The sequence below is a fragment of the Rhodococcus sp. NKCM2511 genome (genome assembly GCF_014905595.1).
GTDB lineage: Bacteria > Actinomycetota > Actinomycetes > Mycobacteriales > Mycobacteriaceae > Rhodococcoides > Rhodococcoides fascians.
In genome coordinates this window covers 404,118-428,224 of the sequence record NZ_BNHJ02000003.1, presented here as the reverse complement: position 1 = coordinate 428,224, position 24,107 = coordinate 404,118, and the positions used below count along the sequence as shown (strand labels likewise).

The 24,107-nt window shown below is 64.5% G+C and carries 27 protein-coding genes and 1 pseudogene; 5 read left to right on the top strand and 23 right to left on the bottom strand.

Annotation, left to right across the window (positions count from 1 at the left end; all coding sequences use genetic code 11):
- Nucleotides 1-39 precede the first annotated feature (39 nt).
- Nucleotides 40-651, top strand: coding sequence for an O-methyltransferase (locus JLZ96_RS21500; RefSeq protein WP_032365496.1), 612 nt, complete (start codon nucleotides 40-42; stop codon nucleotides 649-651).
- Between the two features lie 61 nt (nucleotides 652-712).
- On the opposite strand, the gene glgC is transcribed toward JLZ96_RS21500, so the two are convergent.
- Nucleotides 713-1,927: a glucose-1-phosphate adenylyltransferase gene (glgC, locus tag JLZ96_RS21495; protein ID WP_027498053.1), complete on the bottom strand. Its 1,215-nt coding sequence runs from the start codon at nucleotides 1,925-1,927 to the stop codon at nucleotides 713-715.
- 76 nt (nucleotides 1,928-2,003) lie between these two features.
- Here glgC and glgA point away from each other — a divergent pair, with 76 nt between their 5' ends.
- Nucleotides 2,004-3,167 (top strand): glycogen synthase, encoded by a 1,164-nt coding sequence (gene glgA, locus JLZ96_RS21490; RefSeq protein WP_027498054.1) that lies wholly within the window; start codon nucleotides 2,004-2,006, stop codon nucleotides 3,165-3,167.
- Here glgA and JLZ96_RS21485 read toward each other — a convergent pair.
- From JLZ96_RS21485 to JLZ96_RS21430, 12 genes are all read right to left on the bottom strand, one after another.
- The gene (locus JLZ96_RS21485) at nucleotides 3,137-4,015 is read right to left on the bottom strand and encodes a putative RNA methyltransferase (RefSeq protein WP_201011211.1); all 879 of its coding nucleotides are present in this window, start codon (nucleotides 4,013-4,015) and stop codon (nucleotides 3,137-3,139) included. The two genes, glgA and JLZ96_RS21485, sit on opposite strands and share 31 nt — an antisense overlap.
- 142 nt (nucleotides 4,016-4,157) lie before the next feature.
- A complete protein-coding gene (locus tag JLZ96_RS21480; RefSeq protein WP_008714277.1) occupies nucleotides 4,158-4,325 on the bottom strand; it encodes a DUF3117 domain-containing protein in 168 nt (55 codons plus the stop codon).
- Nucleotides 4,326-4,421: 96 nt separating this feature from the next.
- Nucleotides 4,422-5,030 carry a DNA-3-methyladenine glycosylase I gene (locus JLZ96_RS21475; protein WP_201011210.1) on the bottom strand — a complete coding sequence of 203 codons (609 nt, stop codon included), beginning with the start codon at nucleotides 5,028-5,030 and terminating at the stop codon, nucleotides 4,422-4,424.
- Nucleotides 5,027-5,458, bottom strand: coding sequence for a DivIVA domain-containing protein (locus JLZ96_RS21470; RefSeq protein WP_052068750.1), 432 nt, complete (start codon nucleotides 5,456-5,458; stop codon nucleotides 5,027-5,029). The genes JLZ96_RS21475 and JLZ96_RS21470 overlap by 4 nt, the downstream gene beginning before the upstream one ends.
- 55 nt (nucleotides 5,459-5,513) lie before the next feature.
- Nucleotides 5,514-6,443: a glucosyl-3-phosphoglycerate synthase gene (locus JLZ96_RS21465; protein WP_027498057.1), complete on the bottom strand. Its 930-nt coding sequence runs from the start codon at nucleotides 6,441-6,443 to the stop codon at nucleotides 5,514-5,516.
- Nucleotides 6,440-7,300, bottom strand: a complete 861-nt coding sequence (gene folP, locus JLZ96_RS21460; RefSeq protein ID WP_027498058.1) for a dihydropteroate synthase — start codon at nucleotides 7,298-7,300, stop codon at nucleotides 6,440-6,442. The genes JLZ96_RS21465 and folP overlap by 4 nt, the downstream gene beginning before the upstream one ends.
- Before the next feature lie 53 nt (nucleotides 7,301-7,353).
- Nucleotides 7,354-9,129, bottom strand: coding sequence for a long-chain-acyl-CoA synthetase (locus JLZ96_RS21455; RefSeq protein WP_032375483.1), 1,776 nt, complete (start codon nucleotides 9,127-9,129; stop codon nucleotides 7,354-7,356).
- A 91-nt stretch (nucleotides 9,130-9,220) separates the two neighbouring features.
- Nucleotides 9,221-9,784: a TIGR00730 family Rossman fold protein gene (locus JLZ96_RS21450; RefSeq protein WP_230074810.1), complete on the bottom strand. Its 564-nt coding sequence runs from the start codon at nucleotides 9,782-9,784 to the stop codon at nucleotides 9,221-9,223.
- The gene (locus JLZ96_RS21445; protein ID WP_201011209.1) at nucleotides 9,781-10,551 is read right to left on the bottom strand and encodes a TIGR00730 family Rossman fold protein; all 771 of its coding nucleotides are present in this window, start codon (nucleotides 10,549-10,551) and stop codon (nucleotides 9,781-9,783) included. Before JLZ96_RS21445 ends, JLZ96_RS21450 begins: the two co-directional genes overlap by 4 nt.
- Nucleotides 10,552-10,561: 10 nt before the next feature.
- Nucleotides 10,562-11,647: a succinyl-diaminopimelate desuccinylase gene (gene dapE / locus JLZ96_RS21440; RefSeq protein WP_032365377.1), complete on the bottom strand. Its 1,086-nt coding sequence runs from the start codon at nucleotides 11,645-11,647 to the stop codon at nucleotides 10,562-10,564.
- Between the two features lie 10 nt (nucleotides 11,648-11,657).
- Entirely contained in the window at nucleotides 11,658-12,578 is a 921-nt protein-coding gene (locus JLZ96_RS21435) for an SMP-30/gluconolactonase/LRE family protein (protein ID WP_236254197.1), read from the bottom strand.
- A gap of 69 nt (nucleotides 12,579-12,647) precedes the next feature.
- On the bottom strand, nucleotides 12,648-12,791 hold the full coding sequence (locus tag JLZ96_RS21430) for a hypothetical protein (protein ID WP_155289047.1): 144 nt from the start codon (nucleotides 12,789-12,791) through the stop codon (nucleotides 12,648-12,650).
- 204 nt (nucleotides 12,792-12,995) lie between these two features.
- On the opposite strand from JLZ96_RS21430, the gene dapD reads away from it, so the two are divergent.
- Nucleotides 12,996-13,949, top strand: a complete 954-nt coding sequence (gene dapD, locus JLZ96_RS21425; protein WP_027498065.1) for a 2,3,4,5-tetrahydropyridine-2,6-dicarboxylate N-succinyltransferase — start codon at nucleotides 12,996-12,998, stop codon at nucleotides 13,947-13,949.
- Nucleotides 13,950-14,040: 91 nt separating this feature from the next.
- On the opposite strand, the gene JLZ96_RS21420 is transcribed toward dapD, so the two are convergent.
- The 4 genes from JLZ96_RS21420 to JLZ96_RS21405 form a co-directional block, all read right to left on the bottom strand.
- Nucleotides 14,041-15,408, bottom strand: a complete 1,368-nt coding sequence (locus JLZ96_RS21420; RefSeq protein WP_201011207.1) for an HNH endonuclease signature motif containing protein — start codon at nucleotides 15,406-15,408, stop codon at nucleotides 14,041-14,043.
- 505 nt (nucleotides 15,409-15,913) lie between these two features.
- Nucleotides 15,914-16,369 carry a 6,7-dimethyl-8-ribityllumazine synthase gene (locus JLZ96_RS21415; RefSeq protein ID WP_032383855.1) on the bottom strand — a complete coding sequence of 152 codons (456 nt, stop codon included), beginning with the start codon at nucleotides 16,367-16,369 and terminating at the stop codon, nucleotides 15,914-15,916.
- A gap of 10 nt (nucleotides 16,370-16,379) precedes the next feature.
- Nucleotides 16,380-16,811 carry a DUF1810 domain-containing protein gene (locus tag JLZ96_RS21410; protein ID WP_201011206.1) on the bottom strand — a complete coding sequence of 144 codons (432 nt, stop codon included), beginning with the start codon at nucleotides 16,809-16,811 and terminating at the stop codon, nucleotides 16,380-16,382.
- A gap of 46 nt (nucleotides 16,812-16,857) precedes the next feature.
- A complete protein-coding gene (locus tag JLZ96_RS21405) occupies nucleotides 16,858-17,442 on the bottom strand; it encodes a TetR/AcrR family transcriptional regulator (protein ID WP_201011205.1) in 585 nt (194 codons plus the stop codon).
- 16 nt (nucleotides 17,443-17,458) lie between these two features.
- Between JLZ96_RS21405 and JLZ96_RS21400 the strand changes: the two are divergent.
- Nucleotides 17,459-18,266, top strand: a pseudogene (locus JLZ96_RS21400) (SDR family NAD(P)-dependent oxidoreductase).
- Nucleotides 18,267-18,269: 3 nt separating this feature from the next.
- Here JLZ96_RS21400 and JLZ96_RS21395 read toward each other — a convergent pair.
- From JLZ96_RS21395 to JLZ96_RS21375, 5 genes are all read right to left on the bottom strand, one after another.
- Nucleotides 18,270-18,755 (bottom strand): CoA-binding protein, encoded by a 486-nt coding sequence (locus JLZ96_RS21395; RefSeq protein ID WP_032365367.1) that lies wholly within the window; start codon nucleotides 18,753-18,755, stop codon nucleotides 18,270-18,272.
- Nucleotides 18,752-20,050 (bottom strand): O-acetylhomoserine aminocarboxypropyltransferase/cysteine synthase family protein, encoded by a 1,299-nt coding sequence (locus tag JLZ96_RS21390; RefSeq protein WP_027498073.1) that lies wholly within the window; start codon nucleotides 20,048-20,050, stop codon nucleotides 18,752-18,754. The genes JLZ96_RS21395 and JLZ96_RS21390 overlap by 4 nt, the downstream gene beginning before the upstream one ends.
- 4 nt (nucleotides 20,051-20,054) lie before the next feature.
- Nucleotides 20,055-20,567 (bottom strand): OsmC family protein, encoded by a 513-nt coding sequence (locus tag JLZ96_RS21385; RefSeq protein ID WP_201011204.1) that lies wholly within the window; start codon nucleotides 20,565-20,567, stop codon nucleotides 20,055-20,057.
- A 190-nt stretch (nucleotides 20,568-20,757) separates the two neighbouring features.
- Nucleotides 20,758-21,417 carry an SDR family oxidoreductase gene (locus JLZ96_RS21380; protein WP_201011203.1) on the bottom strand — a complete coding sequence of 220 codons (660 nt, stop codon included), beginning with the start codon at nucleotides 21,415-21,417 and terminating at the stop codon, nucleotides 20,758-20,760.
- A gap of 47 nt (nucleotides 21,418-21,464) precedes the next feature.
- Nucleotides 21,465-22,865, bottom strand: a complete 1,401-nt coding sequence (locus JLZ96_RS21375; RefSeq protein WP_201011202.1) for an acyl-CoA synthetase — start codon at nucleotides 22,863-22,865, stop codon at nucleotides 21,465-21,467.
- A gap of 17 nt (nucleotides 22,866-22,882) precedes the next feature.
- On the opposite strand from JLZ96_RS21375, the gene JLZ96_RS21370 reads away from it, so the two are divergent.
- Nucleotides 22,883-23,305, top strand: coding sequence for a hypothetical protein (locus JLZ96_RS21370; RefSeq protein ID WP_032375457.1), 423 nt, complete (start codon nucleotides 22,883-22,885; stop codon nucleotides 23,303-23,305).
- Between the two features lie 13 nt (nucleotides 23,306-23,318).
- Here JLZ96_RS21370 and JLZ96_RS21365 read toward each other — a convergent pair whose 3' ends face one another.
- Complete coding sequence (locus JLZ96_RS21365) at nucleotides 23,319-23,936, bottom strand: LysE family translocator (RefSeq protein WP_032383859.1); 618 nt, start codon at nucleotides 23,934-23,936, stop codon at nucleotides 23,319-23,321.
- Between the last annotated feature and the right edge of the window lie 171 nt (nucleotides 23,937-24,107).

The following is a 24,107-nucleotide window of genomic DNA, read 5'->3' as shown; positions in this document are numbered from 1 at the left end:
GCACGATAACCTCGGGACGTGCCGACCAACGCCGAGAAGATGCTCGCTTATGCCGAAGACTCCGCTCAGGAGGACGAGGTTCTGATCGCAGCCAGAGAGCGAGCCGTCGACCTCGGTGCCGCTCCGGTGCCGCCGTCCGTCGGTGCCATCCTGAGCATCTTCACTCAGATGCTCGGCGCGAAGACGGTCGTCGAAATTGGAACGGGCGCGGGAATCAGCGGTCTGTGGTTGCTCGACGGGATGCGAGCGGACGGTGTGCTGACCACCATCGACACCGAGCCCGAACACCAGCGGGCAGCGCGAGAAGCATTCCGGGCAGGGGGAATCGCGCCGTCCCGCACTCGGCTGATCAACGGCTGGGCGTTGGACGTGCTCCCCCGATTGGCCGATGACACCTACGATCTGGTCTTCATCGACGCCAGCCCGGCGGACCATCCACACTTCGTCGCCGAGAGTGTGCGGTTGCTACGCCCCGGCGGAGTTCTGGTGCTGCACAACGCATTGCTGGGTGGACGGGTTGCAGATCCGACTCAACGAGACGCAACTGCGGTGGCCGTTCGATCGGCCGCGCGAGCCATCGCCGAGGACGAGCGCCTGACGACGGTGCTGCTCCCTCTGGGCGACGGGTTGATCTGCGCGTCGCGGGCGTGACCATGTGAGTGGAAATCCGTAGCACGCTACGAACTTCCACTCACATGCCGCAGGCTCTGCTCTAGATCCAGACGCCCTTACCGACGGAGACGACTCCCCCGGCACTGACGTTGAAGCGTTCGCGATCGCGTTCGAGATCGACTCCGACGATTTCGCCGTCGCCGACGACGACGTTCTTGTCCAGGATCGCGTGCCGAACGACGGCACCCTTGCCGATCCGGACACCGGGCATCAGGACGCTGCCTTCGACGGTCGCGCCGCTGTCGATCATGACGTTCGAGCTCAGTACCGAGTTGCGGACGGTGGCGGCGCTGAGAATGCAGCCGGCACCGACGACGGATTCCTGAGCGAGGCCGCCCTGGACGAACTTGGCGGGCGGCAGATTCTCGGCCGATCCGCGTATGGGCCAGCGGCGGTTGTAGAGATTGAAGATGGGATGCACCGACACGAGGTCCATGTGGGCGTCGTAGAAGGCGTCGATGGTGCCGACGTCTCGCCAGTAGCCGCGATCGCGTTCGGTGGCACCGGGAACGACGTTGTCGTTGAAGTCGTAGACCGAGGCCACGCCTGCTTCGACGAGCGCCGGGATGATGTCGCCGCCCATGTCGTGGTCGGAGTCGGAATTCTCGGAGTCCGCCTTGATGGCATCGACGAGCACCTTGGTGGTGAACACGTAGTTGCCCATAGACGCATACGTGACGTCCGGGTCGTCGGGGGTCCCGGGCGGCTGCGCCGGCTTCTCCAGGAACTGGGTGATCTTGCCGTTCTCGTCCGAGTCGATGCAGCCGAACGCGAATGCCTCGCTGCGCGGAACCCGGATACCTGCGACGGTGACGCCCGCGCCGGAGTCGATGTGCTGCTGCACCATCTGCTCCGGATCCATTCGGTACACGTGGTCGGCACCGAAGACCACGATGTACTCGGGGTCCTCGTCGTACACCAGGTTCAGCGACTGGAAGATGGCGTCGGCGCTGCCGGTGTACCACCGGGGACCGAGACGCTGCTGTGCCGGGACCGGAGTGATGTACTCCCCGGCGAAACCGGACAGTCGCCACGTCTGCGAGATGTGGCGGTCCAGGGAATGGGACTTGTACTGAGTCAACACGCAGAGCCGGAGGTAACCGGCATTCACGAGATTGCTCAACACGAAGTCGATGAGTCGGTAGGCGCCCCCGAAGGGAACGGCTGGCTTGGCTCGGTCCGCGGTCATCGGGTAAAGGCGCTTACCCTCTCCGCCGGCAAGCACAATCCCTAGTACGTGCGGTTGTGTCCTCACCCACCCAACCTATCCGCACCGAGAGAACCTTGCTACCAGTACACGCACAACTGCCGGGGAATGTAGGTTCGTTCACGTGCGAGTAGCGATGATGACCAAGGAATACCCGCCGGAGATCTACGGTGGCGCAGGAGTTCATGTCACGGAGTTGACCGCGCAGCTGAAGTCGCTGTGCGAGGTGGACATCCACTGCATGGGAGCTCCGCGCGACACCGCACAGGTGCACGATCCCGATCCGGCACTGGCCGGAGCCAACGCAGCACTGACGACGTTGTCGGCGGAACTGCGGATGGCCAACGCGGCCGCCGGAGCGGACGTGGTGCATTCGCACACCTGGTACACCGGCCTCGCCGGTCACCTCGCGGCCGAACTGTACGGCGTTCCGCACATCCTCACCGCGCACTCGCTCGAGCCCCGGCGGCCGTGGAAGGCCGAGCAGCTGGGCGGCGGTTACCGCATCTCGTCGTGGTCGGAAAAGAACGCGGTGGAATACGCCGACGCCGTCATCGCCGTCAGCGAGGGTATGGCCAAGGACGTGCTCGACGCTTATCCGCGCCTCGACCCGAGTCGAGTCCACGTGGTGCGCAACGGGATCGACACCGAGCGGTGGTACGCAGATCACGGCACGTCGACTCTCGACGAGATCGGGGTGGATCCCAGCAAGCCGATCGTCGCGTTCGTCGGCCGCATCACTCGGCAGAAGGGCGTGGGTCACCTCATCGCCGCGGCACACCATTTCGATCCGTCGATTCAGCTCGTCCTGTGCGCGGGCGCGCCCGACACTCCGGAGATCGCCGCAGAAACCGAACGCGCAGTGGCGTTATTGGCCGAGCAACGCAGCGGGGTCTTCTGGGTCAAGGACATGCTCCCCACCGACAAGATTCGCCAGATCCTTTCCGCCGCAGCAGTATTCGTCTGCCCATCGGTGTACGAGCCACTCGGCATCGTCAACCTCGAGGCGATGGCCTGCGAAACCGCGGTCGTGGCGTCGGACGTCGGCGGCATCCCCGAGGTCGTCGACGACGGCCGCACCGGACGGCTGGTGCACTACAACTCGTACGAGCCCGACGTCTTCGAGCGAACCCTCGCCGACACCGTCAACGAGGTCGCTCTCGACCCCGCACTGGCGACGGCGATGGGCAAGGCCGGCCGCGAGCGGGCCGTTGCCGAATTCTCGTGGGCCTCTATCGCGAAACAGACCCTCGCCGTCTACAACGACGCGCTGGCGCGTCGGGGCTGAGAGATCTTTCGGTAGGTCGACACCGTCACCGACGCGGTGACCGGGACGGTGTCGGGCAAATCCTTCAACGCCGCGGACCGCGCGTCGGGGTCACCGTGCCGAATCGACGGCCCCATACCGATGAGTTCCTCGATGTCGTTGTGCGAGAGCATCATCGAGTACTCGAGCGGGGCCTCGGCCACCGACTCGAACAGACCCGACAGCGACTCACCGAGCCGACGGGTCTTGTCCTCTTCGACGCCGATCAGCCCCAGCGGCCCGCGCAGCTCACGCTGATGCCGCGACGTCGGCGTGACGACCACCAACGTGCCGTCGTCGCCGAGAACCCGATGCAGTTCACCGGCATTGCGCGGCGAGAACACACACGTCACCGCAGACACGGCACCCGCCCGAATCGGTAGCCCGCTCCAGATGTCCGCAACGACGCACCCGAGCCGCGGATGCGACCGCGCGGCTCGGCGCGCCGCGAACTTGGACACGTCCACCCCGACCCCCAGCGCGGCCGGACGCGCGTCCAGGACACCCGCGAGGTAATACCCGGTGCCGACCCCGACATCGAGGACCACGTCCGACTCGGGCGGTACAGCTGCCGACACCGCCGCCGCGATGGGCTCGAAATGACCGCCACCGAGGAACTTCTCACGGGCTGTGACCATCTCGGCCGAATCACCGGTGAACTTGCCGCCGTCGCCGGTCAACAGGCTGACGTACCCCTGCCGGGCCACGTCGAACGAATGACCACGATCGCACCACAGACTTCGATCGGTCTCACCGAGACCCAGGCCCGACTCGACCTCACGGACGCGGCACTGTGGGCAGACCAGCAGATCGACGACGTCGGTCAGCATCGAGCACCTCTTTCACATCGAGACAGATTCTCCGGCACTCCCCCGGAAACGACCTGCCGATCACAACACCGCTGATGACAACACAAAGCCCCGCTGGCCGGTGCGGCGAGCGGGGCTGAGCGATGATCGATCGACGTGGCGATCAGCCGGTGACGCCCTTCAGTTCGTCACCGAGTGCCGCGGCCTCGTCGGGGGTCAATTCGACGACCAAACGGCCGCCCCCCTCGAGCGGGACACGCATGACGATTCCTCGTCCCTCTTTGGTTGCTTCGAGGGGACCGTCCCCGGTCCGGGGCTTCATCGCCGCCATCCTCTGCTCCCTCCAGATCTGCGCCCACCTGCTCGGCGCCTCGGCCTAAAAGATAAATTCGTCGCGGGGCGACGGAGTGTCCTGTGCCATTCTTCCCTATCGCCGTCGATGGGGGGAACCTGAGTCGGTATTCGTGACCTGCACCCAACACCTCGACAGGTGATCGTCGACCATTCCGGTGGCCTGCATCAATGCGTAGGCGGTAGTCGGACCGACGAACCGTAGCCCGCGGCGTTTGAGCTCTTTGGCCAACGCCGTCGATTCGGGTGTCGACGCGGGCACGTCGGTGAACTCCGTGAGCCGCTGTGACCTGGGCTCCGGCGCGAAAGACCACAGCAGAGTGTCGAGATCGGTGCCGTCGAGGTCGATGATCGCGCGAGCGTTGCTCACCGCCGCCTCGATCTTGAGCCGATTCCGCACGATCGACGCGTCGCTCATCAATCGCTCCACATCGGCGTTGTCGAAGCGGGCCACTGCGTCGGGATCGAACCCGGCGAAAGCAGTGCGGAAGCTTTCCCGCTTGCGCAGGATCGTGATCCACGCCAGGCCTGATTGGAACGCTTCCAGACACAGGCGCTCGTAGAGCTCATTGCGGCCGTGCAGCGGCTGCCCCCACTCCGTGTCGTGATAGGTGCGATACAGCTCGTCGTCGGTGGCACCCCACGGGCAGCGCAGCTTGCCGTCCGGCCCCGCGACTGCGCTCACCGTTCGTCCGACTCGACCGTGCCTGTGACGCCCGAACTATCCGTGAGGCCCGAACTATCCGTGAGGCCCGCACTGTCTGTGAGGCCAGAACTATCCGTGAGGCCCGCACTGCCGGGCTGCCCCGACAGCGGGGATCGAGAACCTGACTCCTGCGCCGCGGACAGCCGTGACCGCAGCATGTCTATCTCGCCGCCCAGGCGCTCGAGGGCCCAGTCGACTTCGCTGGGCTTGTAACCCCGCAACGTCTGCTGGAACTTCAACGCGCGCACATCGGCACCGGTGACTCCTTCGGCCGGCAGCACTGTTGCGGTGGTTCCCTCGGGCAACGGCCCCAGCTCTTCACCGCGACCGAACACCGCTGCGGCGATGAAGAACAACGCCGCAGCGACGACTGCAATGACGATGATGTAGATCAACAGCGTCAACATGCCACGATCTTGTCACGGCTGTCCGACACGTCGGCTGGACGCACCTGGTGGTCGGTCAGATCAGCGAGTTCATCGCCGGTCGATCGGCCAACGACACTTCGGTCGAGAACGGCTCGAACGAATCCCCTGCCACGCGGAACTGCATCAGTCCGGCACCGGAATCGACCATGCCGCACCGATTGAGCATCGTTCCGACGATCTGCCGACTCATCGCCCCGAGTTCGACAAGCGGCCGATTGCGATGCTTTCGCACTCCCAGGTTCACCTGTCCGATGGCCTGCAGACCGAGCCGGTCGTACGTGTCGAGAAGCAGGCCGATCTCCACCCCGTAACCGGGCGCGAACGGCACCGCCGACAACAACTCGCGAGTGCCCGCGTACTCCCCGCCCAGCGGCTGGATCACGCCGGTCAACTCCGGGCGCAGCGCCGCGAGCAAGGGTCGAGCCACCAACTCGGTGACGCGTCCACCGCCGTTGGCGTCCTCGGTGCCACTGACGCGAAGTGGACGTCGGTAGTAGCCCTTGACGAGATGAATGCCGTCGCCCATCAGCAGTGGTCCGAGCAGTTTCGGCACGAACGCGGGGTCGGGATTGATCAGATCGGAATCGACGAAGGCGATGAGGTCACCCGTCGACGCCGCGACCGATCGCCACAGCACCTCGCCCTTGCCCGGTACCGGATCGAGCCCCGGTACTGCCTCCTCGCGACTGATGACACGGGCACCGGCCGCTCTCGCGCGTACTGCCGTCTCGTCGGTCGAGCCCGAGTCGAGCACGATCAGTTCGTCGACGAGGCCACCGAGCAACGGGTGGATGGTGTCGATGACGGCAGCCACCGTCTGTTCCTCGTTCAGCGCCGGAAGCACCACGGACACCGTCCGGCCCGCCTTGGCGGCCTCGAGCTCGGCGATGGTCCATTCGGGGGTGTCCCAGCTGTTGGTCTCGGACCACATTCGGGTCACGTCCGTTCGATCGGCCAGTGTCATGCCAGCCCCCTGACCGTCCGCGCCGGGGTTCGTCGTCCCTGGATCGCTGCCACCATGTCGACGACTCTTCTGGTCGACGCAACTTCGTGCACCCGGAACATCCGGGCTCCGCCTGCTGCGGCCAATGCTGTCGCTGCCAATGTTCCCTCCAACCGGTCGGCGAGCTCTACCCCTAGAGTCTCGCCTACGAAGTCCTTGTTGCTCAGCGCCATGAGCACAGGCCACCCGGTGTTTACAAGAACGTCCACGCGACGCAACAACTCGAGCCCGTGATAGGTGTTTTTCCCGAAATCGTGGGTCGGATCGATCAGAATCGAATCTTTCTTCACCCCCTCCGCGACCGCGTTATCGGCAGCTGCGGTGACTTCCGCGACCACATCGGCCACGACGTCGGTGTACCGAACCCGGTGCGGGCGGGTCCGCGGAACGGCACCGCCGGTGTGCGAGCAGACGATCCCGACTCCTTCGGCAGCGGCGACGCGCACCAACTCGGGATCGGCTCCGGCCCAGGTGTCGTTGATCAGATCGGCTCCCACACCGCAGGCCAGGCGAGCAACCTCGCTACGCCAGGTGTCGACACTGATCAGCAGATCCGGATACGCATCCCGGATGGCCTCGACGAACGGCACGACGCGGCGGATCTCCTCCGCCGCGTCGACGAGGTCACCGGGGCCTGCTTTGACGCCGCCGATATCGACCATGTCGGCACCCTCGGCGACAGCCCTGTGCACGGACGCCATCGCTGCATCGTCGGAGAAATTCGCTCCCCCGTCGTAGAACGAGTCGGGGGTGCGATTGACGATCGCCATGACCAACGCGCGATCGTCGGCGACCGGTTTGCCACAGAGGGTGCTCATGAAATCAATAGTGGCACGCAGATTTCACCGCACCCGATCGGCGGGAACCGGCCCTATCCCTTGGGGGCCTTGCCTGCGGCAACCTCGTCGACGTAGCCGTCGTAGAACTTCTCGTAGCCACCGGACTTGCCGCGCAGCACGTGGAGTTCGCTGTCACCGTCTTCCTGGAACCCCAGCTTGCGTAGAGCGACCTTCTGGCTCTTGAACGTCGAGGTCTGCTCGAGGCTGTCGACGATGCGTACGAACAGCGGCACCGCATACGTCGGCAGCTTGTCGTAGAGGTGCTCGGCGAACGACTTGCCGTCGAAGGACTCACCGTCGCGCAGGGTCACCGCAGCCATACCGGCCTTGCCGTCGGCACCTTCGATATCGACGCCGTAGACGACGGCACCGTCCACTGCCGGGTGGCTACCGAGTGCACCCTCGACCTGGGTCGTGGCGACGTTCTCGCCCTTCCAGCGGAAAGTGTCTCCCAGTCGGTCGACGAATGCGACGTGCATCCAGCCCTGCTTGCGAACGAGGTCGCCGGTGTCGAACCACGCGTCACCGTCTTTGAATCCGTCGCGCACCATCTTCTTCTCGGTGGCCTTGTCGTCGGAATACCCGTCGAACGGGGCCCGGTCGGTGATCTTGGACAGCAGCAGGCCCACTTCACCGTTGCCGACCTTGCGGAGCTTGCCGTCGTGGCCGCGCTTGGCCTTGCCCGATTCTTCGTCGTACTGCACCACGGCATACGGCAACGGGCAGATTCCGGCGGTCTTCTTCATGTTCAGTGCGTTGATGAAGGCGATGTTGCATTCGCTGGCACCGTAGAACTCCGCGACGCGGGAGATACCGAATCGCTCGGTGAACTCCTCCCAGATCTCCGGTCGCAGTCCGTTGCCGACGATCAGCTTGACCGAATTGTCCCGGTCGGAATCCTTCTTCGGCTGCGTGAGCAGGTACCGGCAGAGCTCACCGATGTAGGTGAACGCCGTGGCCTTGTTGACGCGAATGTCTTCCCAGAAGTTGCTCACCGAGAACTGCTTACCGATGGCCATCGTCGCGCCGCCGGCGAGCACCGAGGACAGCGTCACCGTCAGCGCGTTGTTGTGATAAAGCGGAAGGCAGCAGTAGATGACGTCGTCGCCGCGCAGTCGCACGCCCATGTTGCCCAGGCCCGACATCGACTTGAGCCAACGGAAGTGGCTCATCAGGCTGGCCTTGGGCATGCCCGTCGTTCCCGAGGTGAAGATGTAGAACGCCTTCTCCTTGGCCTGGATCTCCGCGGTGACCGACGGGTTGGCCGTCGACGCCTTCGCGGCCAGCTCGCCGAGCTCCTTCAGCGGCAACACCGACCCGACCTTGGGCTCGCTGTCCAGAGAATCCAGCGCTTCCTGCGCGTTCTCGTCGAGGACCAGCACCTTCGCTTCGAGAATTCCGAGGCTGTGCTCGAGCACGTCGCCGCGCTGGTTGTAGTTGAGCATGCCTGCGGTGGCACCGAGCTTCACGGCAGCCAGCGCCGCGAACAGCGCCTCGGGGCGGTTCTTGCTCAGCACACCGACGACGTCGCCGCGTACGACACCCCGGTCGGTGAACACTGCGGCGTACTGATTGACCAGCGCGTTCGCGTCCTTGTAGGAGATCGACTCACCCTCGAAACGGACGAACGGTCGAGTGCTGTTCTTGGCTGCCGCGTCCTGGAAAATCAGTCCGATGGAGACCTTGTGGTCGGGCTTGCGGGTGAAGCCCGCCAGCCCCTTGAGCAGGCTCGGCACCTCCGTCACCATTTTCGGCAACGCGACCGCGAGGTCGGTCACTCCGATTTTCTGACGGGCATCGACAGCCATGAGCTCCCCTTTGAGACGATGTGAGATAACTAACCCTACTAGAGAGTAACAACTTCCAGCACTTCGTCAGGCGGGCTCGGTTAGTGAACTTTCACAACGCGCCGCACACGTCCAGGGCCTCGTCGACAGAAGTGGTGCGCACGAGCGCGTCGAGGGCTCGTTGCTGCACGAACCCGGTGGAGCTCAGACCGTCGATCCACTGCATCAGGCCGTCGAAGTGCCCGAACGGATCGAGCATCACCATCGGCTTGCTGTGCATGCCCAGATAGCCGGCCGTCCACGTCTCGAAGAGTTCTTCGAGCGTTCCGATGCCGCCGGGCAACGTGATGAACGCGTCGGCTCGGTCCTCCATGATCTTCTTCCGCTCACGCATCGTGTCGGTGACGATCAACTCGTCGGCATCGACGTCGGCGACCTCGCGGTGCACGAGCGCTTTCGGGATGACACCGACGGTGTTGCCTCCGGCTGCGCGTGTCGCCGCGGCCACCGCGCCCATCATCGAGACGTTGCCGCCGCCCGACACCAGCTGCCAACCACGTCGACCGATCTCGGTACCGACCTCACGCGCCAGATCGATGAACGACGCGTCGACCGGTCCCGATGCGCAGTAGACACACACGCTGATCCCCGAAACGCCGACCGGCTGCACGCTCACTGCTGGGCCTCCCGGACGATGCGGACGGCCTCGTCGACGCTGTCGGTGCAATGGATGAGGTCGAGGTCCTTCTCGGACACCTTGCCTTCTTTCACGAGAGTGGTCTTGATCCAGTCGAGCAATCCCGACCAGAAGTCCTTGCCCAGCAACACGATCGGGAATCGTGTGACCTTCGCGGTCTGCACGAGTGTGAGCGCCTCGAAGAGTTCGTCGAGAGTACCGAAGCCTCCGGGCAGGCACACGAACGCTTGGGAGTACTTGACGAACATGGTCTTGCGTACGAAGAAGTATCGAAAGTTGACACCGAGATCGACCCAGTCGTTGAGGCCCTGCTCGAACGGCAGCTCGATGCCCAGTCCGATGGAGTACCCGTCGGCCTCGCTCGCGCCGCGGTTCGCGCCCTCCATCACACCGGGACCGCCGCCGGTGATCACGGCGAAGCCTTGACGCGCCAGGGCAGCTCCGAGTTCACGCGCCCGCTCGTATTCGGGATGGTCGACGGGTGTGCGCGCCGAACCGAACACCGTCACCGCTCGCGGCACCTCGGCCAGAGCACCGAAACCTTCGACGAATTCGCTCTGAATGCGCAGCACGCGCCAGGTGTCCGAGTGGATCCAATTGCCGGATCCGCGTTCGTCGAGCAATCGTTGGTCCGACGTGGACGTCTCGGTGTTTCGACCGCGGCGAAGTACGACGGATCCCTTGTGTTTGGCGGGCTTTTCGCTGCCGATCTGTTCGTAACTACCTGGGTCGTCGACGCTGTTCATGGCGTTCAGGCTATCCGGCGGAGAGGTAGCTCCGTAGAACCTGTGTCACGTGGGTGATCTGTTCGACCGGGACGCGCTCGTCGCGTTTGTGGGCGAGGTTGGGATCGCCCGGTCCGTAGTTGACTGCGGGTATGCCGAGGGCGGAGAACCGGGAGACGTCGGTCCAGCCGTACTTGGCCCGGAACTGTCCTCCCGCTGCCTCGATGAGGGCAGCGGCAGCGGGCTGGTTCAGCCCGGGCAGCGCACCCGGTGACGAGTCGGTCACCTCGAACCCGAGATCGAGTCCGTCGACCACCTCACGAACATGCTCGACGGCCTCGTCGACGCTGCGGTCCGGCGCGAAGCGGAAGTTGACGTCGAGCTCCGCGGCATCGGGGACGACATTGCCCGCCACCCCGCCGGCGATCCGAACTGCTTGCAGCCCTTCGCGATATACACATCCATCGATATCGACGCTGCGAGCGTGGTAGGCCGCCAGCCGATTGAGCACCGCACCGAACTTGTGAATGGCGTTGTCGCCCAGCCAGGACCGGGCACTGTGCGCTCGGGTTCCCGACGCCGTCAGCCGAACACGCAGTGTCCCTTGGCAACCGGCTTCGATGAACCCGCCGGACGGTTCGCCCAGAATCGCTACATCGGCGTTCAGCCATTCGGGTAGCTCACGTTCGATGCGACCGAGACCGTTGCGTGAGGCAGCAATCTCCTCGCAGTCGTAGAACACCAGAGTCAGGTCGTGTGCCGGGTTGTCGATCGTTGCGGCGAGGTGAAGAAACACCGCATCGCCCGACTTCATGTCGACAGTCCCGCAGCCGTGCAGGATGTCCCCCTCGGCGCTCTCGTGCTCGCGCCGCGACGGGACGTTGTCGGCAATCGGCACTGTGTCGAGATGACCGGCGAGCATCACCCGTGAACCCAGCCCGCGGTTGGTCCTGGCCAGGACGGCGTTGCCGCTCCGGATTATCTCGAAGCCCGTGGTCTGCTCGCGAAGTGCCTGCTCCACCTCGTCCGCGATACGCGCCTCGTCCTCACTGACACTGGGGATGTCCACCAGCGCTGCGGTGAGGTCTATCGGGTCGGCATGCAAATCGAGCGTCACGGCGACAACCCTAGGCTTTGGGCCCCGGAATCTCGCGGACCACGCCGTCGAAGCCTGCGCCGAACAATCTTCCGCTCGAAAACCCCTGCTCGGAGCGACCGTAGGAGACGACACTGGTCAACCGAGTACCGGTCCCGATCACGCAGGTGACCCCCGGAGCATCGATGCGGACGACGGAACCGCCTGCATTGAGCGGTACCACCGGACGGCCGGCGGCGTCGAGAGTAAGACCGTCCGGGGCAGCCAACGAATCGAGCCCCTTCAGATCGAGCAGGTCTTCCGGTGCCGACGGATTCGCAATCGGGATTCGACTGACGCCCGCGTTCACGAACGTCCGAGAGACGTAGAGATATTTCCCAGCGGCATCGAGCACCGCGCCGTTGGCGCTCGGCAAGCGCGACCAGCTCGGATCGACAGAACCGTCGGGGCTGATGCGGCCGATGAGCGCACCGAAGTCGTTGGTGGCGTAGACGGTTCCGTCGGCAGCAACGGCGAGTCCGTTGGCAGCACTGAGTCCCTTCGCAAAGGGAGTGACGGCAAGGGTGTCGATGTCGAGTCGAACGATGCCGGCGGCCTTGACGACGTCTCCGACGAATACACGGGGATCGGCACCGTAGCCGACCAGGAGCGTCCCGTCGGGCATCCACGCCAGAGCTCCGCCGCCGCCGCTGGGCACCTTCGCAATGGGGTACGCGGGCTGTCCAGGTGCGTCGATGCGGTACACCCGGCCCGAGACGATATCGGTGACATACGCGCGGCCCGACCCGTCGACGGCAAGGCCCTCCAGTGCAGCCCCCGGAACTTTCGCGACCTCTGCCGACTTCCCGCCGACTCCGGCGCAGTTGGGTGCGGCGGCTGCGGTGCCGGAACCGGCAACTACGCCGGTCACCGCAAGGAGTGATGCAGCGACCACCGAAATTATCGAACGCATAGCTATTGACCTGCTCGAACTCATGGAATCCCCCGCCTACGGCGACCCCCTGTCAGCCGATGGGCATTTCTACCACGCCTCGGCGACAACCAAGCCGAAAGCGACTCCGAGAATGATGGTCGAAGCGAAGGTTGCCACCAACCCGGTGAACGACATCCCGTCGGCCATCATCGACACTGCTCCTCTTCCGAGCGAAACCCTGCGGGTGGTCATTGTCGTCACTCTGTCAGCCCACAGGCCCCGGGCCGGTCTCCGCGAATCCCGATGTGGTCACGCTCGTCAGTCGAACGGATAACGAACCGCCGTCGTGACCGAACCGGCGACTACCGCCGGTCGGTGTGCCCGGAAATCACCTGGGAACCTGCGGCGCCCAGTCACCGAACCACGCACGGCGCACCACCGCGTATTCTTCGAGCCGTGAGTGCACAGGGAGCAACAGCAGTAGGTATTGCCAACATCACGACGTCGGGCGTAGTTCTCGACACCTGGTTTCCGAGCCCGGAGCTCGGGTCGGGACTCGAGGCCGGCACGACTCGACTCGAAGGATCCGACATCCCCGCGGAGCTGGCCGCGCTGGTCGGTGCGGACGAGGCGCGCGGCGTCGAGGTCGTCGCAGTGCGCACCAACATCGCATCTCTGGACGATGCTCCGATCGACGCCCACGACGCGTACCTACGACTGCATCTGTTGTCGCATCGCCTGGTCGAGCCGCACGGTCAGAATCTCGACGGGCTGTTCGGACTGCTCGCCAACGTCGTCTGGACCAACTTCGGACCCGCAGCGGTCGAGGGCTTCGAGACTGTGCGTGCGAAGCTACGTGCCCGCGGCCAGGTGACGGTGTACGGCGTGGACAAGTTCCCGCGTCTGGTCGATTACGTCGTTCCCACCGGCGTCCGCATCGCCGACGCCGACCGTGTGCGTCTCGGTGCTCATCTGGCCAGTGGAACGACGGTCATGCACGAGGGCTTCGTCAACTTCAATGCAGGCACGCTCGGTAACTCGATGGTCGAGGGACGCATCTCCGCGGGCGTCGTGGTGGGTGACGGTTCCGACGTGGGCGGCGGTGCGTCGATCATGGGCACGCTGTCCGGTGGCGGCAAGAACGTCATCTCCGTCGGCAAGAGCTGCCTGCTCGGTGCCAACTCCGGACTCGGCATTTCACTCGGTGACGACTGCGTCGTCGAGGCGGGGCTGTACATCACCGCCGGAACGAAGGTCAGTGGACCGGATGGAACTGTGGTGAAGGCGGCGACGCTGAGCGGCAAGTCCAACCTCCTGTTCCGTCGTAACTCGCTCTCGGGTGCGGTCGAGGTTGTGCCGTGGAAGGGCACCGGCGTCGAGCTGAACGCTGCGTTGCACGCCAACGACTGAGAGCACGATCGACTCCAATCGATCAGTCGGACAATCTCTTCCAGCCCCGCACCGTGTTCTCGGTGCGGGGCTGGATTGTTTTCGCGCGTCTCTATGCGATGTGAGGGCCTGCTCGGGCGTGGGATTGTCTCGGTTGTCGGTAGGGGTCGACGGATGCCGGCGGTACGAACCAGGGGTGCTGATCGGTGCCGATGAACACTTCCCAATCGGAGTGGTGGATGAGTCGGTGGTGGAATCCGCACAGGAGGACGAGGTTGTCCATGTCGGTGGGTCCGCCGTCGGTCCAGTGCCAGATGTGGTGACCTTCGGTCCAGGCGGCGGGTTTGCCGCATCCCGGGAACGCGCACCCGTGATCGCGGGCAGTCAAGGCGCGTTTTTGTTTCGCGGTGACGGTACGGGCGGTGCGGGCGAGGTTGAGTGGGTTGCCGTTCTCGTCCATGACGATGGCGGTGAGAAGGCAATCGCAGGCCAGTTGGCGAGAGGTGTTGCGGGAGAGCGGGCCCATCCACGGCAGCCAGCCGACGGTGGTGCCGTCGCCGAACAGGTCCCGATATGCGCCACGATCCGCAGTCACTGAACCGGCCTCGTTGTTGGTTTCTGCTGTGGTGTCGATGTCGACCGGGTCGACCAGGTCTGAGTCGAATTCTGTTGCAGCGCGGGTGGTTTCGTCGTCGGTGATGTCGTCACCGCTCTGGCCGCTCAGGCTCTGGAGGTCCTGCAACCGGATGCGGAGGTTGACGTGGAGTCTCTCTCCGCCTTCGGTGGGGCGATCCTTCGAGGCGAGGTAGTGGTCGAGGATCTGCCCGAATGCGTCGGCGCGTCGCCTCGCAGGACTGCGTTCGTCGGGGGTGCCGTCGGCTGCGGGCCGAGGTTCGGTCAGCGGTGAGAGTGCGGTGAAGAGCTTTTCTGCGGTGACGGCATCGAAGTCGGCCTTGAGGCACAGGCGTTGGTTGAGCATCTTCGATGCGAACAGTTCGTTGCGGTCGGTGTCCTCAGGGGGCGGCTTGTCGCTGCCGTAGGTGTCTTCGAGTTTGGTGATCGCTTCACGGATCTTGTCGGTGCGTGCCCCGGGCCCGGTGGCGGCGGTGATCATCGCGGTGCGAGCGATGTCTTGACCGGCTCTAGGGAGGAGTTTGGGTGGTGTTTCGGCGAAGGTGAGGATCAGGGCGGCGTGGTCGATGGTCATGACGCCGGTGTTGACGGCGTCGGCGATGTCGGGGAAGTTCTTCAACCCGCGAGCGAGGGCCACGATCTTGTTCGCTTTGCTGGGGGTGAGGAGGGTGGTGGAGGTGAGCCAGCCTGCGGGTCCGGGGAAGCCGAGCTTCTCCCGGCTCACGCGGGTGTCGATGTCGGCGACGAGAGCGATCCGCCGGGCCTCCAACAACTGGATCTTGTGGGAGACATCAGCAGCGTCGGCGAGGAGTTCGCTTTCGCTCAGTTGCCAGATCTCCGTTGTCATGGACCAAGTGTATCGAACGTGTGTTCGATACACAATGATGGTGCAATCGAAAACTATTGCTGTGCATAAGGATTCGCGAACCGGAACCTGTCGGTGGCCCATGGTAAGAGAAATGCCTACTGCACGACGGCCCCTGGTGATACAGAATCGTCCACTCCCCTGCCGTCGCTGCCAGAGTGTCGCTCGCCGGGTGCGTCTGTCCATCTGCAGGAGCGAGTACGTCAACAGGTACGTGTCCGAGGCGATCTCACGGACCTCGAATTCACTGGCTTCCCAGTCGATATCGCGGTCGCCGAACGGGTCCTCCCGATAGCGCTTTTCGAGAACGGCCCAGACCTCGTCACGGTCGTATCGGGTACCGGACGCACCGACCTCCCAGAAATCGACATCGGTCAGACGATCGAAATCGTCACGCGTGATGCCGTACTCACGGCGGTGAAAGATCGGTTCCCGCCGTTCGAGCTCCGCGAGCACGGATCGCACGTCGACCATCGGCTGCCGGTCGTCAGCCGATGGTTCCGAGCGAAGCCAGTGTCTTGACCACGGCGCGCGCGGCCTCGGCACCCTTGGTTTCGAGGTGCGCGGTGAAGAAGGCGTTGTGATCGGCGTGTTCGTGGAAGTGATGTGGAGTCAGGACCACCGAGAACACGGGGACGTCGGTGTCGAGCTGCACCCGCATCAGCCCGTCGATCACCGCCGTTTCGACGAAGTCGTGTCGGTAGATTCCGCCGTCCACGACGAGTGCTGCGGCGACGATCGCCGCATACTTTCCTGTTCTGGCGAGCCGCTGCGCGTGCAGCGGGATCTCGAATGCTCCGGGCACCTCGAAGACGTCGACCGCGGTGTCGGCATGGCCCAACTGCTCGAGTTCGGCGGAGAAACCCACCCGCGCACGATCGACGATGTCCAGATGCCAGGTGGCATGGACGAAGGCAATGGATCCGGCGAGTGGAGTGGTCATGGATGCGATGCTAGCGGTATCGCTCGTCGAGCAAGTCGAGTGTTGCGCCATCGAATTCGCCGGAGAAATACTTCTGCAACACTTCGACGAAAACGGACTGCCCCTTGGTAGCTTCGGCGAAAAGCGTCATGGAGGACTGCAGCTTCAGATTGTCCGGGTAACCGAAGATCTCGTCGACCGTGCTGCCCTCGACCGCAAGAGTGAGCTGCGCGGCTTTCTTCAGGCGTGGCCCGAGAACTTCGTGGGACAGGTACAGTTCGGCCTCGGTCAGGTCTGCGATGCCGAAGTGCTGAGCGGTGGCACTACGGCCCAGGCCGGCCAACTGCGGAAACACGAACCACATCCAGTGCGTCTGCTTCCGACCTGCCTTCAACTCCCTCACCACGACGTTCCAGACGGGATCCTGGGCGTCGACGAAGCGTTGCAGGTCGTATTCGGTCATACCGACAACTTAGCGACACAGGAGTGGAGCCTGCGGAACGACCCGGTCAGGTGAATCCGCGGAGCAGGGTGTCGACCGTGGCGTCGAGCAGGTCATCGGCAGGCATGCCGTCGAGGAGGTCGCCGGCGGCGAGCACGGCGAGTCCGTGGACGCTCGCGAACGCGACGCGGGCGAGGACGGCAGGCGATGCTTCGGTGATGACTCCCGCATCCATCGCAGCGTGCAACAAGGATTCCGTCGCCGCCATGCTTTCGTGCGCAACGTCTTTGAGTTGTTCGCTGGCCTCGGGGTGATGCTTGGTGCTGTACATGACGTCCAGTAGCTGTGGATGTTCGACGGCAAAACCCAGGTAGGCGCGGGCGACACCACGAAACTTGGCCAGCAGCTCTCCCGGACCGGTGGCCGCGTCGATCATTCGCCGATTCATTTCCTGAAAGCCGTGCAGTGCCAACGCATCCAGCAGTGCTTGCTTGTCGCGAAAGTGGCGCGCAGGGGCTGCGTGACTGACACCCACGTCTCGGGCCAACTGCCGCAGCGACAGCGCATCTACGCCGTCGCGGGCGATGCTCTGCTCGGCCTCCTCCAGGAGCACCGCGCGCAGATCACCGTGGTGGTAGCGCTCCGTTGCCATGGACTCACCCTAGGCGATGTTGACGTTGACAACAATGATGACAGTGCCTACATTTGCTCGCATGACATCCACAGCACTCATCACCGGGGCGAGCTCCGGCCTCGGCGAGGAATTCGCACATCGCTTTGCCGCACGCGGCGAGAACGTCGTCCTCGTGGCACGCCGGGCGGACCGACTCGAGACACTTGCCCGCCGCATCGAAGCAGACCATGGCATCACCGCGACCGCCGTCGCCATGGACCTGGGCGTGCCGGGCATCGGCGAGTCACTACGAAAGGCGTTGACCGACAAAGGGATAACACCCACTACGCTGGTCAACAATGCAGGATTCGGGACCCACGGGCGCTTTCGCGACGAGGATCCGGCGCGGGTGGCGTCGGAAATCGCATTGAACGTCAGCGCGCTGGTGGATCTGACACATGCGTTTCTGCCGAATCTGACCGGCGCGTTGATCAACATCGCGAGTACCGCTGCGTACCAGCCCACTCCGAACATGGCGGTCTACGGGGCGACGAAGGCCTTCGTACTGAACTTCACCGAGGCGCTCGCCTACGAGTACCGCACGTCACCGCTGAAGATCCTCGCTCTCTCCCCCCGGCCCGACGCGCACCGAGTTCTTCGACGTCGTCGGATCCGAGGATGCCGCAGTGGGCAACTTCCAGACCTCCGAGCAGGTGGTCTCGACGGCCATGCGCGCCTTGGACTCTCGCCGTACCCCTGCCAGCGTCGTGTCCGGTCTTTCCAACAAGATCAGCGCCGGCAGTGTGCGTCTCGCGCCACGATCGTTGGCCGCGATAATCAGCGGTCGCCTACTGAAGGCCTGACCCCTAACCCCGCGTTCGACGCGAATCGATCACTCCCGTGTCGAATCCGGCCAGATGCAGTCCTCCGTGGAAGCGGGCGTGTTCGATCTTGAGGCACCGGTCCATGACGACGTTCAGTCCCGCCGCCTCGGCGTCGTGGGCCACCTGCTCGTGCCACAACCCGAGCTGCAACCAGATCGTCTTCGCCTGCGCGGCAATGGTTTCGCTCAACACCTCCGGGAGATCGTCGTACTTGCGAAAGACGTCGACCAGGTCCGGACTCTTCGGTAGATCCGCGAGAGTCGGATAGACGGTCGTTCCTTCGATGTCCGAGACCGTCGGATTGACGAGAAATATTTCGTAGTTGCTTGTCGAGGACAGATACCGATTGACGAAATAGCTTGCTCGCGACGGGTTCTTGGACGCACCGACGATCGCGACGGTTTTCGTCTCACGCAAGATCCGCTGACGGTCCTGAGCGGAGGGTCCCTGCCAGGTTCGTTCGCTCATGACCGCGCCTTCCCGGTTGCCAGCGTCAAGGCCTGATCGAGATCCCACAGCAGGTCCTCACCGTCTTCGAGGCCGACACTGATCCGAATGAGTTCGGGCCCCACCCCCGCGCCGGCCAGTTGATCATCGCTGAGCTGTCGGTGGGTGGTGCTGGCCGGGTGGATGACCAGGGTACGTACGTCGCCGATGTTCGCGACGTGACTGGCCACCTGGACGCTCTCGACGAACGTTCGGCCGGCGTCGCGACCACCTTCGATGCCGAATGCGAACACCGCACCCGGACCCGAGGGCAGATATTTCGCGGCGCGATCGTGGTGCGAATGACTCTGCAATCCAGCCCATCTCACGTACTCGATGCGTGGGTCCGACTCGAGCCACTCGGCGACGACGCGCGCATTGGCCACGTGCGCGTCCATGCGCTGCGGCAACGTCTCGACGCCCTGGATCAGCGTGAAGGCAGAGTGTGGAGCCAGTGCTGCACCGATATCGCGCAGTTGCTCACTGCGCAGTTTGGTGAGAAATCCGTACTCCCCGAAGTTGCCCCACCACGACAGGCCTCCGTACGAGGCCACCGGCTCGGTCATCTGCGGGAACTTGCCTCGGCCCCAATCGAATCGACCGGATTCCACCACGACGCCGCCGAGCGTGGAGCCGTGACCGCCGAGAAACTTCGTTGCCGAGTGGATGACGATGTCGGCTCCGAACTCGATCGGCCGGCTCAACCACGGTGTCGCCATAGTCGCGTCGACCACCAGCGGGATCCCATGATCGTGCGCGACCGCGGCGAGACCCTCGAGATCGGCGATTTCACCGGAGGGGTTACCGATGACCTCCGCGTAGATCAACTTGGTCGAATCTGTTACCGCCGCCGCATAATCGGCCGGGTCCGTGCCGGGAACGAAGGTGGTCTCGACGCCGAAGCGCCGCAGTGTCACGTCGAGTTGCGTCACGGTTCCGCCGTAGAGTCCGGCTGCCGCGACGATGTGATCACCGGTGCCGGCCAGCGCGGCGAACACCGCGAACTCGGCCGCGAGCCCGCTGGCGAACGCGACCGCCCCGATGCCGCCTTCGAGGCTCGCGATGCGCTCCTCGAAGGCGGCGACCGTCGGGTTACCGATGCGGCTGTAGACGTTGCCGTACTTCTGCAGAGCGAACAGATCCCCTGCGTCAGCAGAATCCTCGAACACGTAGCTCGCCGTTTGATAGATCGGCACCGCACGCGAACCGGTTGCCGAGTCGGGCCGCGCGCCGGCGTGAATTGCTCTGGTACGCAGGCCGAATGTTCGCTCGCTCATGACGTCAGGCCGTTTCGAGGACGGTGTGGATCGGCGTGGGGTTACGCGTGAGATCCAGGACCGGGCAGTGATCGTCCACGGCCTGCTGCAATTCCTCGTACCGCTCGCGGCTCTCGGGTCCGGTGACCGTCACGACGACGCGTACCTCACCGAATCCCGGCCGGACGTCGTCGTCGAAACCGAAGAAGCCACGTACGTCGAGGTCGCCCTCGGCCTTCGCCTTGACGTCGTCGACGACGATACCGAGCTTCTCGGCCCAGACGCGGTAGGTGACCACCTGGCAGGACAGCAGTGACGCGAGGTAGTACTCCACGGGATTGGCGGCCGTGTTCTCACCGCCGAGGGCCGGCGGCTCGTCGACCTCGACGCTGTACTTGCCGAGTGTGACGGTGCTGGCGACGGCATCGTGCGCGGTGGCGGAGGCACGGAATACAGCGTGAGCGTTCTTCGCGTCCGCGCGTACTGCGTCGTCGGTGGCAGCGATGACGCCGCCGAGATGGGAGACAGATGTGGTCATGAGTGATCCTGTTCGTAGAAAGAGGTTGCCGGAACGACCCGAGGAGCGTGTGGAACTCGTCGGGGCTGGGTTCGATCGACAGTTACGAACAGGAAGAAGTGCAGACCAGGCACAGATCGATGGTGCGACGACGCACGAGCCTTCTGCCCGCGTCGGTCACATGTGTCTCGGTCACGGTGCCGACAATAGCCTAAGAGAACTGGTCTGCGCCGACGTCGGTTTCGTCGTCGGTGATCGCGGCAACGATCCGTGAGGCCACTGCCTCCGGCGTCAGGCCCTGCGGTAGTTTCGGTGCCTGCCCGGCGATCGGCCGCGTCGCCAGCCCCGTCTCGGTGTGCGGAGGCCGCACGTCGACGATACGGATCTTCGACTTCCGTGCCTCTGTGCGAACACTTTTCAGCAGCGCACTCGCCGCGGCCTTGCTCGCCGAGTAGGCACCCATGTTGGGCATCGGCTTGTCTGCGACCACCGCACTGATGTTGAGCACGAATCCACCCTGATCCAGAGTGGTCAGCGCTTCACGCATGATGCGCAGCGGTGCCAGGTAGTTGAGCAACAGCAGCTCGTCGACGGTGTCGTCGTCCACCTCGGCGACCGAACCGAAGGCCACCACACCGGCGGCGATCACGATCCCGTCGAGACCGCCGTGGTGTTCGACGGCCTCCGCGACTACCGAGCGAGCCGAATCCGGCAGCGTCAGATCGGCATTCACCGTGTGATGCTCCGCGGACTCGAGGCTGCGTCCGCTGATGGTAAGCCGCGCGCCGGCCTGGGCGAGTTGCTCGACGATCGGGCCGCCGAGTCCGCCACTGGCACCGAATACGAGAATGCGTGCGCCGTCGAGGTTCATGACACGAAGCTAGCGCGTTGCACCCGACCCGCGCTCACAACGCGGAGTCAGCCGAGGAGCTTCTTCTGCACCTTGCCCATCGCATTGCGCGGCAGCGAGTCGACGACGCGAATCTCCCGGGGCCGCTTGTGGATCGACAATTCGGTGGCCACCAGGTCGATGAGCACTCGATCCTCGACCTCGGTACCGACGACGAACGCCACGATGCGTTGACCCAGATCGTCGTCGGGCAGGCCGACGACAGCTACTTCGTCCACGCTCGGGTGGCCCAGCAACACCGTCTCGATCTCCCCCGCGCCGACGCGATAGCCGCCGGACTTGATCAGGTCGGTCGAGGCTCGCCCGACGATGCGATGGAACCCGTCGGGCTCGATGAGGGCGACGTCTCCGGTGTCGAACCACCCGTCCTCGGTGTAGGTCTTCGCCGTCGCCTCGGGGTTGTTCAGGTAACCGTCGAACAGCATGGGGCAGCGGATCTGCAAGGCACCGATGGATTCGCCGTCGTGGGGCAGAATTTCGCCCTTCTCGCCCAGCAGTCGGGTTTCGACGCCTGCGACGGGCAGTCCTACCGATCCTGGTCGACGTTCACCGTCGGCGCGGGTGCTGATGGTGATGAGGGTTTCGCTCATGCCGTACCGCTCGATGGGAGCCTGACCGGTGAACTCACGCAGCTTCTCGAACACCGGAACCGGGAGCGGCGCACTGCCGGACACCAATAGTCGGGCGTGGGCCAGGGCGCGGGCGGACGTCTCATCCGCGGCGACGCGCGACCATACGGTCGGCACCCCGAAATACAGAGAACCCCGCGCTGCCGCATAGAGCTCGGGAGTCGGTTTGCCGGTGTGGATCAACGGGCTTCCGACTCGCAGTGGGCCGAGCAACCCGAGAATCAGTCCGTGCACATGAAACAGCGGAAGACCGTGCACCAGAGTGTCTTTCCACGTCCAGCTCCAGGCCTGCGCCAACGCGTCGAGCCCGGCCGCGATGGCGCTGCGAGAAACCAGCACACCTTTCGGCGGGCCGGTGGTGCCGGAGGTGTAGAGCACGAACGCGATCGACGACGGCTGCGGCTCGGGGTAGCTGTGCCACGACCGTGCGTGCTGACGCACCGGCAGAACCGTCAGACCCGCGGTGTCCGGCGGCGCTTCGCCGAGCCACGCCTGCGCACCCGAATCGCGGAGGATGTGCTCACGTTCGGCCGAGCCTGCATCCGGTGGGACGGGAACAACGGTGACACCGGCAATCAACGCACCGACGACGGCGAGCACCGTTTTCACCGACGGCGTCGCGTGGATGGCGAGCCGATCTGCCCGGCCGATGCGCTCGGCAACAGAGGTAGCCGCGCCCAGGATGTCCGCACGAGAGAGAGAAACTCCGTCGATGGTGACGGCGTCGGGAATATCGTCTCCCCGCGCAACGGCGAGTGGGTTCAGTGAACGAAGCAGCACATGGCTACCGTACAGACATGGACGTGGACGGAATCGACACCGGCGACTACGCCGAGTACATGACGGTCGCCGCCGGTGACCTGCAGGCGGGTGTCTATCTGATCGGGACCGACGCCGAACAGGACGTCGATTCCGAGGACGACCTCGACCTGGACCTCGAGGACGAGGACTCCGACGACGAGGACATCGACCTCGCGCACGTCAGTGACGGAGCGCCGCGACTGGTCTACTCGGTGCAGTCCGACGATTTCTGGACGCGAGTGGAGTTGGCCGACCTCCGAGCGACTCAGCTCTACGAGGAGGCGCACGCGCGCAACCCCGAGGTCAACGCCGAACCGAAGCGGTTCACCACCGTCGAAGCCTTCGGCAGCAACGAATTGGTCTACATCCTGCGCATCAGGCGCGGCGGATGGGACGTCGGCGAGCCGGGTCTCGACTGACGGTCCACCGCAACTAGGCCGAAGACGCCACCGTTCCGATTCCGAGGGCGACGAGGAATCCAGCGCTGATGCGGTCCAGCCAGTCGGTCACGGCCGGTTTACGCAGCAGCGTCACAGCGCGTGAGGCGAGAACGGAGAACACTCCCATCACCACGGCAGCGACAATCACCTCGACCAGACCGAGCGTCATGGCACCGGTGAACGTGACGACGGTGAGGAACTGCGGTACCACCGCGAGGTAGAACAGTCCGACCTTCGGGTTGAGCGCGCACGAGAGAACTCCGGCACCGAACGCCGACCACGCGGACGCAGCGACAGGCAGGAGCGGCTCGCCGTCCACCTTGTTCTTACGTCGCGCCCGGAAAGCCTTCACGCCCAGATACAGCAGGTACAACCCACCGAGAACTTTGACGACGCGGTATGCCGTCGCGGATTGCTCGACGATCGCCGCCAACCCGACGGCAACCAGCACGGCCCAGAACAGTCCGCCGATCGCGACACCCATCGCCGCAGCGACGCCTGGCTTGAGGCCGCCGATGCTGTAGCGGAGCACCAGAAACGAATCCGGCCCGGGCAGAATCGCCAGCAGAAAGCACACACCGGCGAAGCTGAGCAGCAGGCTGAGGGTCATGGGTACATGAGAACACCCGATCCGAGCAGGGACCAACTGAGCTCAGTGTCCACTATTCGTATCGAGAAGCGGGATCCCGTCGATCGGGCCGAATAGTGGACACTCAGCGCACCTCGAGCTCACACGCGTCAGCGGGGCCGAAGCCAACTGAGGTGAGTGTCCACAATTCGA